At 57.4% G+C, this 12,771-nt stretch carries 13 protein-coding genes; 3 read left to right on the top strand and 10 right to left on the bottom strand.

The features are described 5' to 3' along the window. Positions 1-37: 37 nt before the first annotated feature. Positions 38-1,132 (bottom strand): PAS domain-containing sensor histidine kinase, encoded by a 1,095-nt coding sequence (locus ABD919_RS21375; protein WP_345238121.1) that lies wholly within the window; start codon positions 1,130-1,132, stop codon positions 38-40. A gap of 87 nt (positions 1,133-1,219) precedes the next feature. Then, positions 1,220-1,360, bottom strand: a complete 141-nt coding sequence (locus tag ABD919_RS21370) for a hypothetical protein (protein WP_345238120.1) — start codon at positions 1,358-1,360, stop codon at positions 1,220-1,222. 83 nt (positions 1,361-1,443) lie between these two features. On the opposite strand from ABD919_RS21370, the gene ABD919_RS21365 reads away from it, so the two are divergent. Further along, entirely contained in the window at positions 1,444-1,662 is a 219-nt protein-coding gene (locus ABD919_RS21365; protein ID WP_345238118.1) for a hypothetical protein, read from the top strand. Positions 1,663-1,980: 318 nt separating this feature from the next. Continuing rightward, positions 1,981-2,235 (top strand): hypothetical protein, encoded by a 255-nt coding sequence (locus ABD919_RS21360; RefSeq protein ID WP_345238117.1) that lies wholly within the window; start codon positions 1,981-1,983, stop codon positions 2,233-2,235. A gap of 159 nt (positions 2,236-2,394) precedes the next feature. Here ABD919_RS21360 and ABD919_RS21355 read toward each other — a convergent pair whose 3' ends face one another. The 8 genes from ABD919_RS21355 to ABD919_RS21320 form a co-directional block, all read right to left on the bottom strand. Then, positions 2,395-4,203 (bottom strand): hypothetical protein, encoded by a 1,809-nt coding sequence (locus ABD919_RS21355; RefSeq protein WP_345238116.1) that lies wholly within the window; start codon positions 4,201-4,203, stop codon positions 2,395-2,397. Positions 4,204-4,599: 396 nt separating this feature from the next. After that, positions 4,600-5,058 carry a ubiquitination-like system serine protease family protein gene (locus ABD919_RS21350; protein WP_345238115.1) on the bottom strand — a complete coding sequence of 153 codons (459 nt, stop codon included), beginning with the start codon at positions 5,056-5,058 and terminating at the stop codon, positions 4,600-4,602. Further along, a complete protein-coding gene (locus ABD919_RS21345) occupies positions 5,030-6,244 on the bottom strand; it encodes a ThiF family adenylyltransferase (protein ID WP_345238114.1) in 1,215 nt (404 codons plus the stop codon). Before ABD919_RS21345 ends, ABD919_RS21350 begins: the two co-directional genes overlap by 29 nt. After that, positions 6,219-6,500: a multiubiquitin domain-containing protein gene (locus tag ABD919_RS21340; protein ID WP_345238113.1), complete on the bottom strand. Its 282-nt coding sequence runs from the start codon at positions 6,498-6,500 to the stop codon at positions 6,219-6,221. The genes ABD919_RS21345 and ABD919_RS21340 overlap by 26 nt, the downstream gene beginning before the upstream one ends. Positions 6,501-6,674: 174 nt before the next feature. Continuing rightward, a complete protein-coding gene (locus tag ABD919_RS21335; RefSeq protein WP_345238112.1) occupies positions 6,675-6,896 on the bottom strand; it encodes a DUF2188 domain-containing protein in 222 nt (73 codons plus the stop codon). 315 nt (positions 6,897-7,211) lie between these two features. Continuing rightward, positions 7,212-7,739 carry a PIN domain-containing protein gene (locus tag ABD919_RS21330; RefSeq protein ID WP_486332975.1) on the bottom strand — a complete coding sequence of 176 codons (528 nt, stop codon included), beginning with the start codon at positions 7,737-7,739 and terminating at the stop codon, positions 7,212-7,214. Between the two features lie 11 nt (positions 7,740-7,750). Further along, entirely contained in the window at positions 7,751-8,410 is a 660-nt protein-coding gene (locus tag ABD919_RS21325; RefSeq protein WP_345238110.1) for an ImmA/IrrE family metallo-endopeptidase, read from the bottom strand. 82 nt (positions 8,411-8,492) lie between these two features. Next, positions 8,493-8,864: a helix-turn-helix transcriptional regulator gene (locus tag ABD919_RS21320; protein ID WP_345238109.1), complete on the bottom strand. Its 372-nt coding sequence runs from the start codon at positions 8,862-8,864 to the stop codon at positions 8,493-8,495. 262 nt (positions 8,865-9,126) lie between these two features. Between ABD919_RS21320 and ABD919_RS21315 the strand changes: the two genes are divergently transcribed. Beyond that, a complete protein-coding gene (locus tag ABD919_RS21315; protein WP_345238108.1) occupies positions 9,127-12,738 on the top strand; it encodes a helicase-related protein in 3,612 nt (1,203 codons plus the stop codon). The last annotated feature ends 33 nt before the right edge of the window (positions 12,739-12,771 follow it).

Below are 12,771 nucleotides of genomic sequence, written 5' to 3'. Positions count from 1 at the left end.
GCGGAAGTTCTCGTTGGGAGTACCAGGAAACGTCGGCTTAGGCAGGCTCGGCCAGGGGCAGCTGAATGTAAAATGTGGTGCCCTGCCCTTCTGCACTCTCGAACCAGATGCGGCCGTGGTGCAGCTCGACCAGGGTTTTGATGATGGACATGCCCAGGCCGGTGGTTTTCTCGCCCCGCAGGCCCGGGCGACGGGCCCGGGTGAAGCGCTCGAACAGGCAGGACTGCAGGGCAGCGGGGATGCCGATGCCGGTGTCGGCCACGGTGAGCAGCAGGTGCGCGGGGTGCTGGTGGAGGGTGACCGTGACCAGGCCGCCGTCGGGCGTAAACTTGAGGGCGTTGCCGAGCAGGTTGTTGACGACTTGCAGGAACTTGCTTTCGTCGACCTTGGCGTAGATGCTGGGGTGTGAGGTTTCGTAGTGGAAGCGGTGGCCGGCCACGTGCTGGCGGTGTTGGTAGTTGTCGACCACGATGCGCAGGCGCTCGGCCAGGTCGAGGCGGACCAGCTGCAGCTCCAGGCTGGCGGATTCGAGGAATTCCTGGTCGACGAAGTCGCGGATGAGGGTTACGCCGTCGCGGCAGGCCGTGCGCATGTCGGCAATCATGCGGTCGAGGTGCTCGTCGCGCAGGGTTTCGACCCGCTCGGCAATGTATTCGGACAGCTGCTCGGCCAGGATGAGGGGGCTGGCCAGGTCGTGGGAGAGGATTTCGAGCATGGAGTTTTTCTTGGCCTGGTACCGCTCGGACAGCTCCCGGTTGGCCTGGGTGCGGGTGATGTCCTGCAGGTAGCCGCTGACCAGGGGCCCGGTGGGGTCGTCGGGCGGGGTGCTGCGGGTGGCCGTGAGGCAGAGCCAGCGGAGGCTGCCATCGGGGCGGAGGAAGCGCAGGGGGGCGCCCCGAACCAAGCCGCCGGTAGCGGCGTGGGCCATGGTTTCGGCCAGGAAGCGGCGGTCGTCGGGGTGTAGGTCGTGGAGCCAGTCGGCCAGCTCCTCGTTGACGGCCCCCAGGTGGCCGCCCAGCTCGTGCTCGTAGTTGGGGCTGATGTAGATGACCCGGCCGTCGGCGGGCCGGTAGCAGAAGTACACCAGGGGGCCTTGGGCGGACAGGGCCTCAAACACGTGCGCGAAATCCATGGTCGAGGGGCGTTGAGGGGACGAGCGGACGAGCGAACTACCTACCAGGAAGTGCACGGCCCCGGCAGGCTATGGGTACGGCTGGGCTTAGCTGGGGTTGGCTTCTGCCAGCTGCCGCGGCCCGGCGCGTAGCAAAGGCCAGGGAATTTGCCGGAGCCAGGCCTCGGCGCCGCCGTGGGTGTCGACGAGGCGGCAGCTGAGGGAAGAATGAGAGTGTCGTTTGAGCATAGCTCCAACAGGCAGCAGTTTGTAGAGCTTAAAGCGAGGGACGGCATGACTGCGACGTTCCCCGGCCGCCGGTCAAACTACCAATGCAAAAGCATCGAAGTCAGACCATCAGCAGCGGGTGGGTCTCGACTTACAAGCGCGGCGGGGGCTCGAAGCACAACCGCCTCCCCTGCCCGACGCTGGACGTGGCCTTGCTGCTGGTAGATGGGTCGGCGTCGTGGTCGGGACTGCTGAGCAAGCTTGCGCGGGTGATGAAGGCGGCCGATGCGGGTGTGATGGGGTTGGGACTGGCGGCGGTTTAAGGCCCGGCCATATTTTGAGGGGTAACAGGAAACGAGCAGGTCTGGCGGCCTGCCCGTTTTGGTTAAGGACGCACGGCCTCTGCCCTTCTCTACGCTATCGAGCTTTATTCGCTCATTAATTTACTGTTAAATATTAAGGAATTTACTTGTTCACCAAAGCCTATAAAACAAGCACATACGCAAGAGCTGGCAGGACTTAGTAAGGGTGAGCAGTGACTTCGACATATTGAGTATCGCAACTATTGCGTTGTTGGTGGAATCTTGGTTACGCGGTCTGGAATACCGCGACCAAAACTCACCTTTCTACCAATTTACAGTATGGCAAATGCACGTTTGCTAATGAGTGTGCGCATAACCGAGCGGGAGGAAACCGGACGGGTACTTGAGATAAGCAGACCAGGCAAGGAGCCCTGGCGGGTGGAGCTGCCGGCAGCGCTGGACCAGGATGAGAACAAAGCCGAGCTGGTGGATTACATCACCGCGCAGTTCCTGGTGACGCTCCCGAAGGAAAGTCTACGGCAGGGCTGGGAAACCATCTATGCACTGGTGCACATGGCGCTGGTGGAAGGGTAGCAACGGCGTTTATCTGGCAGCAAATGCGCGGGGGTGCCTGCCCTGGCGCAATCCGCGCCGGCTAGTAAGCAAGGGTCGGCTGCGTTTGGAGGCAGCCAACGCAAGCAGGCAGCCAGGTTCCGCTCATTTCGGCTGTTACACCTCTCCTCAACTCACAAGCTACTGCCCGCGGAGGTAGACAGAATCGGCAGCCATATCCGCTGTTTCTTCCTCGGCATAGCGCTGGGCATCGGTCAGGGTGGGGTCGGTGAGGTTGAGCAGGCGTTGCTGGCGAATGATGCGCTCCTGGGCGGGCGAGAGGAAGACGTAGCACACCACCTGGCCCCGGGACTGGGCCAGGGCGGAGCTCACCTCGTATAATTTGCCGGGGATGTGCTGGTCGCGTAATGCCCGCTGGATGAGCTGAAACAGGCGCGGGTCGGGGTGGTCGTTGGCCTGATACAGCGCCGTGTGGTAGGCGCGTTGGCCGAGCTGAAAGCCAAGGGTGCCGTCGGCGTGCTGGCAGCCGTCGCGCACCTGGGTAGGCGTGAAACTCCCTTTGGACGCCCCGCGCAGGACCTGAAGCAGGCGGGCGTAGGACCAGCTCCGGTAGTCGGGGTCGCCGCGGTACTCGCCGACGCTGCCGGGGACGAACTGCAGCACCCCTTCCCGGGACGTGAGGCGGGCCTGGCGCAGGCGGGCTTCGGCAGCCTGGCGCTGCGCGGGGGTGAGATGGCGCAGGAAGCCCAGGGCTGTGAACGAGCGCAGGGCCGCCGTGACCGTGTCGGTAGGTAGGATGTCGAAGCTTTCGTAGTCCTCCAGGTTCAGGGCGGAAGCCGCCAACGTATCCAGGGCCTCGGCCTGCGCGGCGGTCAGGCGCCAGAGCCCGAAGCGTTCGGGGCCGCCGATAAGGTGCTGCGCAAGGGTGGACTGCACGTATACCAGGCGGTGGGGGCTGCCCTGGTCGGCCAGGACCTGGTTGAACAAGTGGTAGAACCGGGTGTCGTCAATTTCCGCTAATCCGCCCGGGCCAAACCCCCGCTGCCACTCGCTGCGGTGCGTGTACTGCCGCGTGCCGATTTGCAGCTGCACCAGCACGTCTTCGGCGCCTTCGCAGCCGAGGCAGGAAGACATTTCGCTCGGGGTGAGGACCCGGGCCCGGAAGTTGGTGAAGTGTAGCCCGGGCAGGAGCTTCGCCACGTCGCGGTGCAGCTGCTCCAGGTAGGGAAGCATGGCAGCCGGGTAGTGCTGCCGGTTGAATATGCGGCCATGAGGCAAGCGGGGCAACAGCTCCACCTGGTCGGCGAATTCGCCGGCTCGCAGGTCCTGGGTTAGCTGCTGGGCTTGCGTGCTGGTCAGCAAGCCGAGGCGCAGTAGCATGGGGGGCAGCTCGTCGCTGGTTTGCAAGCCCTGGGACGACCGGGCCAGGGCATTCACGGTATTGAGCAGGTTGCGGCGGCTGTAGAACGCGCCCTCCTTGGCCAGCGGCAAATTCCGGCGGTACTCGGCAGCGGTGAGCAGCCCCGCCTGCCAGAGCTGCTGGGTGAGCTGAATGGTTTGGGTGCGAGCAAGGGCCTTGGCAGCAGGAGTAGAAGGGAGTTGAATTGCCGTTGTAAGCTTCGGCGGGGGTGGCGGGGGTGGTTGCCGCAACTCTTCCTCTGTGGGAATATGCAGTTGGACTGAGTCAGGGTTGAGCGTAAGCTTTTCCTCCTGGCGCCTTTCGTAAGCGGCCAACCAGCTGCGCACCTCTTGGGGGGTACGGCCTAAAGAGTATTCATCCCGGCGAGTGGTATCGGCAAAGAGCAGCCAGCGCTGGTGGCGGCCGGCGACCAGACCTGTGCGCAGCAAGTCCTGCACATAAGAGCGAGGTGCCGACGCGGTGGCAGGGTCAGCCGTTTCGGGAGTCTGGTTGCCACCGCACGCGCTCAAAAGCAGCAGCAGTGCCAGTCCAGGCCTGTACAGAAAGAAGCGGTGGTGAAATGGCGCCATGGCAGATGCCGAAAGTAACGAGGCCGAACCATAAACCAGTACATGGCACCTACGAGGCAGATAGAGGCTTGATGAGGTTTATAGTAGTGGGCCGTTAGGCACCGAGCGAACGTTTCGGTTTTCACAGCAGGCAAGAAGCTATGGGACCTGGCGCTGCCCATGGAGCTGGACAAAGGAAAAGTGACGCCGGCGCTGCTGGACGCGCGGGAAGATGCTGGGGATGGGAGCAGCGGGGTGGAGTTGTGTGAGTCATGATTAATCCACTCAATTCGCGTTTTACTAAGTATATGGACAAGCTAACGCCCCTGATAGAAATGAAAATGGGACCTGCTAATTGTACTAAAACAAACAGCCCCGACCATATAGGCCGAGGCTGCTTACGTTACAGGTTTGGCTTTAGAACAAAGTCTGCAGCCTTCGTTTCAGTTTGCTCCACCAACTAACCGAAGAAGTTGATACGTGGACTTCCTGCTTCTCTACCAGAAGCTCAGCAACAGCTGGTTGAGGCAGTGCAGCATACCGCTTTTTCTTCTTCTCGCGGTCGAGTTGGCGGCCCATTTCGATTTTCTCTATGCTCCACTTACCAGACCACTCGATACTACTACGACGAATCCAGTAGTGTGACTGGCAAGGGAAACTCCAATTACCAATGGAGGGTGAGATTGAAACGCTTTCCCCATCATATGTGAGTTTCCAATCATTAGGAGTAAGGGGCGTTACTACTTTGTTTCCGCATCCACAGCAGCAATTATGCACTACTGTGCCGTATTGCATCGACACGTACAACTTGCCGTCATCTACCTGGCTGGGAATGAAATCAACAAACTCAGGCTCCAATTTTTGTGGCGATTTCATGGAGCATGTCTTCGTTAAGGGTGTTGTTCCCGTCGATGGTATAGGTACTATGGTACTCGTTTTCCAGGTCCAGATAGAAACCACAGAGTTTCTTCCACTTGATAACCGCCAACGTTGCATTTAAGGCGTTGAGGTCGGCAATTTGAATATTCTGCTGGTACTCGTTTCCACCCGGCGCCTCCCCAAAAGAAATGCGTTGATTAGCGTGTACATGCTGCCGTTGTTGTGGAGTGCTGGTTGTAACTCGCACAATACCTCCCAGAGCGTTGGCACTTGCATTCAAGTAGATGCCCATCCCTACATCGATAAAGGAAATGGCCATGGTTTCCAGGTACTGAACAATGCCCAGCTTAGCGGCACCATTATCCAAACACAGAAACACAAAGCTCATTTCCTGTAATTGCTGCACATTAGCGTCGGCCACATATTCAGGATGCGGAAAGACGTAGCGGTGCATTCGGGAATACTGCTCGTAGAAGTAATCCACCTTAAGGGGACTGCTACGCAATGCTTCGATAGAAGCAGCGCCGGGCGAACGAAAGGCATTGTGCTGCGAGAAAACATCCCCATCAAAGAGATGGATTTCCTGCACGGGGGTTTTAGCCAGTAAATCCAGCACGTAGGCCCCCGTACCGCCGAGGCCAATGATGGCGACTTTGCCAGCAGCGAGCTTATTGGATACAGCAGCTATCCGGGCCCGACTGGAAGCAGTATCGACATAGGCAAAAACTGTCTCCTGAGCTTTGTCCTCAATGACGGGGAAGGTACGGGCAGTAGCTGTATCATCGAGCGATGTAGCCGGATTGGCCACCAGGTTGATGTAGCTGGTCATTTTCTCATAGTAATCGGGGTAGCCTGCAGCGGGCTTGCTCGAAAACATATGATTGGCAATGATACCAGGAGCAAGCACATGGCTCTGACTTTGAATGACGAGTTTGGTCAGCGGAACACCTTCCCGGCTGCACGGGTGCTGCCCAATGAAGTGCGCCACGTGGTCAGCGGGTCGGGTGGCGATATTGCCAGCCAGCGTCAGAGCCGAGACAAGGGTGCCGCGCTCAATGGTTTTGCTTGGCATAACGTACGGAACGTCCCGGATGAGCAGGAAACCATCTACTATTTCGAGATGGTAGCCTTCATCTCGCAGGCGCTTGAGGTCGGGGCTATGATTTATCAGTTGCTGTTGCATTGAAAATCATCCCCTCTTTGAGTTTAACAGATTCACCTTCCACCAGGCTGCCTTCCGGCTTATTGCCCTGACCACGACGGTAGTTGATGGTGTAGCTTACATTGGGACCAGTGGCCAGCTGGGCCAGCGTGACGACCTCCAGGAAGGATAATTCCTCTTTTGGCACCACGTGCTGAGTGCCATTGATGATGATGGTAATGTCTTTGCGTTGCAGCGCATTGCCATTGTCGTTCTTTTTTTCGACAGACGAATTCATAAGAATTTGTTCTTTAAGCGTTTCAGAAGCTGCTGCAACGTTGCAGCAGTGGTGACGGCAGGACGTAGTAAACCTGCTTAGCTGGATTAGGTAAGGGCACAGGCTTGCTTTTCGGAGCCGGTGAGTATGCCCACCGGCTCCGATGCAAAGGCTGCTGAAGCAGCTGGCTATGCGCTAGCCAGGGATATTGCGCGGGTCACGCCCGTGGCTGTCTTTGGCCCTAATCAGGTTGTCGCGGCCGTGAATGACCAGTTCGCTACCGTTGCGGGCAGCTTGCTGACGACCAGCGGCAATGGCCTGAGCTTGGGTGGGGAGGATGACGGAGGCGCGCTCAGCGCCGGCCGATTTGACGGCCCACCCATTGGAGCGGGGCGTAATGTGGACGTTCTTGCCCATGATTTCTGACTGTTATTGAGTGGATTACTGCCCCCGACGGGAGGGCACACCGAGCCAGACAATCGAACGCGAGATAGCGAATTGCGTAAAAAGCACCTACTTTCGCGAAACAATTTGTCGCAGAAGAGAGGGCCACGGGTGGCTAACCGGTGGTTCTCAACGAGGGCAAGCAGGTTTCGAGGTCTCAAGTCTGGCCTGTTGCGCTTGTGCAAATGAAGCCGGCCGTCACATCCCGTGGCGGGCGGTTTTTTGTTGAAGGTGGTTATGACATGACTGAGTAGGTTGTACCTAAAAGATAAAGGGAAACTTGAAATTTCACGGGCGACGTGGATTAGACCTCAGAAACTCTTGGTAGCTGCTGAATGGCAAGCGGCTATTGGTGGCCCGCACTTGCTTGATGAACTCGTCGCATTCGTCTACTGTAAGACAACGGCCGGAAACAGCTAGGTGTAGAATATCGAAGGTGGTGTAGTATGTGATGCTATGCTGTTCGCAATAGGCGCGTATGTCGCGGAGGTTGCTGCTGGCAATGAACTGGGAATAATGGCGAGCCACTGCCATGCATGCGCTTTCACCAGGACCGAAGCTCCGTCGGAGCATGGCATACTCCTGGGTCAGAATATCCTCTTCGGGAAAATCAACCAGTTCCACTTGGCAAAGCTTGATGAACATAGCCAAGGAATGCTCGAAACGCTTGTCGTAAGTGAGCTCAGCCATAACGGTATTCAGAATGACTAAACGACCGGGGAACACCTCATTGAGTATGCTTGCTCGACCTCCTCTTAGAAAATGAATTACTACATCGGCATCAAGCAGAACCTTAGGATGTGAATCAGCTGGCATTGGACAAGTGGCTATGCTATGTCAATGGATTCGGAGTCGGAATCGAAGGGATTAATCCCGAAATCGAGTAGCAAGCCAGCAAAGTGAGACTCCGAAATGGCCTCCTGGTCAAAAAGGCGCGAAGCCAGCGGCACGTAATCGCCGATGGCTTCGCGAGAAGGAGTAGGTTGGTATAAGTCGGTGCCAAAGCCGAGCTGCCGGGCCGAACGAATAACATTCTGGCTGTATTCTTCTTGTTCGCGTGCCGTAATAAGCCGCATTTCTTTGAGTCGCAGCAATAAAGCCTGCCTAGAACATTGAAACTCCTGCTCGAGCTGCACAATAGACTCCAGAGATAAACTGGCGCCAGGCTCCAAGTCTCCAGCAGCTTCCAAAATGCGATATTTGGGCATGAGCAGGTAGGCTGCGAAATAATCAGCGTTGCGTTCTTCGGGGTCATTCTGCGCCCCGAACATGCCGGTTTGACACACCCGGACATGGAAATTTTGCTGCACGAAAAGGTGATACAACTCGTGGGCGATAGTAAAATTCTGCCGCCCTCGTGACATACTCGAGTTGACCAACATGAAACAGCCCCCGTCCTGCTTCAGGGCCATACCAGAGAAGGCGCCGTTGGCATCCAGTGGCTTAAATACAGTGATAACGCCAAGCTGGCGCAAGAGGGGTTCCATACTGATGCTCAAAGCTCTGCCCAAGCCGTGCTCAGACCGAAACTTCTCAGCCTTAGCTTCAATTAGTTCACTGACTTGACTATTAGCCTTCATGGGTAGATTGGGCTTGTTCGAGCCGTTTCATCTTTAGATAGTTGGAAACGATACGCCGGAAGCTAGCGATATGGGCTAGGTGCTCAGGCTGAAGACTACCTGCCGAGCGAAAAGCAAAGGCAGCATTTAAATTTTGGGTATCAACATCGGGAGCCAGTAGGTCTGCTACTTCGAGGCCGAAAAGGCTCGCCAACTTTTCAAGCACATGGAGTTGAGGCTTGCGCTCGCCTGATTCAATATATGCAAGCACAACACGGTTAATTTCTAGATAATCGGCTAGCTGCTGTTGCGTGAGGCCGTTGCCTTCACGAAGCTGCTTGATAGTGGCTCCTAAGCTGGGGGAAGGGACTTGGGTGGACATAAGGTAAGACTGACAACGGTTCTGCTGTCTTTTCTGTTACAAACATACACCAATTTTTGAAATAAAGTTGCTCTCTTTGTAACAAACCTAAGCTTTCAAATAGCCAAGAATAATTTTGAATGGTAGGTTGTTCGGTAGCTGATGTTTGAAAGTAATTCGCTTATACTTGCAGAGGCTACAAGGCTGCTGACGTTGGTGCAATCAGCTCAGGCTCTTCAACCACTTCCTAAGCTTTTGTCCCTGATTGCATTAACTCTACCCAATGCTGGCACTAGAACTATTAAAGCCTGGCCTGAATGTCATTGGGCTGGAGCCGGGTACGCCGGTACAGCTCTTGAATGTGGACGCATCGGTTGGTGACGACGTTCGACTTGTTGCTTACCGTCGGCCTAATGGTCAGCTTACTGATGTGCTGCTGACCCGGGACGACGAGAGCCGGCTGAGCGAGGCAGCGGCAACAGAACGCGCGTGGTCGTTTGCAGCCGATGGGAACTTGTTCACGTTAGCTACGGAAGCACACCGCATCCGACTCGCGCACCTGTTCGACCCCTTGATGGCGGTGCATTCGTCGGATGTAGAACCCCTACCCCATCAAATTACGGCTGTGTACGATGCCATGCTAACGCGGCAGCCGCTGCGCTTTGTTTTGGCAGATGACCCCGGCGCGGGCAAAACCGTGATGGCAGGGCTACTGATACGTGAACTGCTGATGCGAGCCGATGCACGACGCATTCTAATCGTAGCGCCGGGCAGCCTAACCGAACAGTGGCAAGACGAACTGCGGCAAAAATTTGGGTTGGAATTTCCAATTTTATCGTCGGCCCTAGCTGCCCAGACGGCCAGCGGCAACGTCTTTGATGCCTATGACTTGTTGGTAGCGCGAGTAGACCAGCTGGCTCGCAATACAGATTGGCGGGCACTGCTGGACACAGCTCAGCCCTGGGATTTGGTAGTAGTGGACGAAGCCCATAAGCTAGCGGCTCATTGGAGCGGCCAAGAAGTACGTAAAACCATTCGTTTTGGGCTAGGGGAACAACTGGGGCGGTTGACCCGGCACTTTCTGCTAATGACGGCTACGCCGCACAACGGCAAGGAAGAGGACTTTCAACTGTTTATGTCACTGCTGGACGCAGAGCGGTTTTATGGCCGATTCCGCGATGGGCGCACGGAGCCGGTGGATGCCTCGGACCTGATGCGGCGACTGGTAAAGGAACAGCTACGCACCTTCGATAATCGTCCCCTATTCCCGGAGCGTAGGCCCTACACGTTGGCTTATGACTTATCGCCGGCTGAGAATGACCTCTATCAAGCAGTGACGCACTACGTGATAGAGCAAATGGACCGGGCCGATAAGCTAGATGGGCGACGACGCTCAGTTGCAGGCTTCGCCTTGACGGCTCTGCAGCGGCGGTTGGCGTCAAGCCCCGGCTCCATCTATAAGTCACTTAACCGGCGCCGCGAGCGGCTGGAGGAGCGGCTGAAACAAACAGCTCAGCAAGCAGGTGTGGGCGGCCATCTGGATGCAGATGGGTGGTTTAACGCGGACGTGGATGACTTACCCACTGACGAATGGGAAGATGCCTGGTCGGCTGGTGAGCGAGAAGAAGAAGAGGAAAACATTACCAGCCAAGCCACCACAGCCCGTACGGTACGCGAGCTGCAGGCCGAAGTGCAGGAGCTGCGAATTCTAGAAACGCAAGCTCGGACGCTGGTGCAGAACCCTGCGCAGACTGACTGCAAGTGGGAAAAGCTGCGTGATACGCTGACTGGCAACGAGTTGATGCAAGACCCTACGGGCGGGGTTCGAAAGCTGATAATTTTTACCGAGTACCGTGATACGCTGCTGTATTTGCAAGAGCGATTGACGCGGCTGCTGGGTGATTCAGAAAGTGTGGTACGAATCGACGGCGCCACGCCCCGGCCCGAAAGGCTAATGGTGCAAGACAGATTTCGAAATGACGAGCGGGTGCGCGTGTTGCTGGCCACCGATGCAGCGGGGGAAGGCATTAACCTGCAGAACGCCCACTTGATGGTGAACTACGACCTGCCGTGGAACCCCAATCGACTGGAGCAGCGCTTTGGACGCATTCACCGCATTGGGCAGAAGGAAGTATGCCACCTGTTTAATCTGGTGGCAGCCGAGACCCGCGAAGGCGCTGTATACAAACGGCTGCTCGACAAATTGGAGCAGATAAATAAGGACTTGCCTGGTCGGGTGTTCGACGTGCTGGGCGAGGTGTTCGAGGGCACTTCGCTACGCAAGATGCTAGAAGAAGCCATTCGCTATGGCGACAGGCCGGATGTACGGGCTAAACTCACCCGGCAGCTTGACGATGCTTTAGATACAGACCACCTCAACGAGCTGTTACAACGCAACGCCTTATACGAAGAGGTGTTTGGGCCAACGCACCTGCAAGCCATAAGGGAGCAGATGGACCAAGCTGAGGCCCGCAAGCTACAGCCCTACTATGTGCGCTACTTCACGGAGCAGGCATTGGCCCGATTGAAGGCCGAGCTGCGCCCCATGGAGGCGGACCGGTTCCGCATACCCTACGTGCCTGCCCTGGTGCGTGACCGGGCCCGTGAGCTAGGCAGCTCGGACCGGCGGCAGGTACTGGACCGCTACGAACGGGTATGCTTCGAGAAGCACGCCATTCGGCGCGAGCGGATGCCAATGGCTGAGCTGCTTCACCCTGGCCACTTGTTGGTTTGCACTCTCACCGATTTGATAACCGAGCAAGGACGCAGCACCCTTACGGCTGGGGCCACTTTGCTTGACCCGCTGGACGAGACCGGTACCGAGCCGCGGCTGTTGTTTTTGCTTGAGCACACGGTACGCGACCAAACGGGAGCTGAGTTGTCGCAGCGGCTACAGTTTGTATGGGTGCGAGCCAACGATGATATAGCTTTTGCAGGCTGGGCTCCTCACCTCGACCTGCATGCCCTGCCACCCAGCAGTGGCGAAGCCGTGCGCACTGCTTTAGCGGCTTCGCCACTGCTCAGCCAAACAGACCCGGCCGGCCAAGCTCGACGCTTTGCCACCCGTGAGCTTGCTCCTGAACACGGCCGCGAAGTGCGCCAACGGCGCGAAGCCTACGTGGACAAGGTACATGCTGCTGTATTGCACCGCCTGACTCGAGAGCTGGAGTTCTGGGACGATGCCATCGTGCGGGCGCAAGAAGAGAAAGCAGCTGGGAAGTCGGCTGCCGATGCTAACCTGCGCAATGCTACCCAAACTCACCGCATTCTGCGAGAGCGACTTGACAGCCGCCTGGCGGAATTAGAGCGAATGCGGGCCGTGCAGATGGGAGTACCAACTATACTTGGTGGGGCCTTGGTGGTGCCAGCAGGGCTGCTACGTCAGCTGGGGCTGGCCAATGGCGCAGCTGCGGTTGTGAACAACGAAAACGTAACCAAGCCGCCCATATCAGCGGAGGCGCGTCAGCGGGTGGAGCTGGCGGCCATGGCTGCCGTGGAGGCTGCTGAAAAGGCTTTAGGACATTCGGTAACTGACGTATCAGCCAAGAAATGCGGCTGGGACCTGACTACTACCCTACCGGCTCAAGCAAGCGGGCGACTACCCAAGCAACGGCACCTAGAGGTGAAGGGCCGAGCTGCTGGCCACGATGACACCGTGGTTCTGACTCGGAACGAGCTCATGGAAGCTCTAAACCAAGCCGACAAGTTTGTGCTAGCGCTGGTTCTGGTGCATCCGGATGGCCGCACTGAAGGGCCATATTACATTCCGCGCCCGTTTGGGCCAGAACACTTGCCGCCGCCTGAAATGGTGCAGGGCGTGTTCAAGCTGTCAGCTCTGCTGGGGCGAGCAGTGGCTACGTCCGACTACTACGCCGCGCTACCGGCTGAGGACTGAGCCTCGACGACGCTACGAAGTCAGCCCTACCAC

The sequence above is a fragment of the Hymenobacter saemangeumensis genome, from assembly GCF_039541835.1.
Taxonomy (GTDB): domain Bacteria; phylum Bacteroidota; class Bacteroidia; order Cytophagales; family Hymenobacteraceae; genus Hymenobacter; species Hymenobacter saemangeumensis.
This window is presented reverse-complemented; position numbering and strand designations above follow the sequence as displayed.